Consider the following 242-nt stretch of genomic DNA (forward strand, 5'->3'; position numbering starts at 1 on the left):
GCGAGTCCGCGCCCGCGCCGCCTGTCGCCGACGACGCCCCGCCCTCACCGTCGTGCACGCTGCCCGGCCGCTCGCCGACCACGTCGAATTCATCGGCGCTGCGCGCCGCTTCGTCGCGCTCCTTGATCAGCAGCCACTGCTCCTGGCGTCCCTCCTGCCGCCCGCTGCGCACCAGCGCCCAGCCGCCGTGCAGCTTCTCGCCATCGAGCCGGAACGTCAGCTTGCCCGCGCGATAGCCGCTG

Annotated in this window: 1 protein-coding gene; it reads right to left on the reverse strand. The window is 74.4% G+C overall.

Features of this window, described 5'->3' with window-relative positions:
* Positions 1-242 (reverse strand): hypothetical protein (locus tag SB751_RS34580; protein ID WP_410749563.1); only part of this gene is annotated, 242 nt, incomplete at both ends.

The sequence above is a fragment of the Cupriavidus sp. SIMBA_020 genome, from assembly GCF_046535395.1.
Taxonomy (GTDB): domain Bacteria; phylum Pseudomonadota; class Gammaproteobacteria; order Burkholderiales; family Burkholderiaceae; genus Cupriavidus; species Cupriavidus campinensis.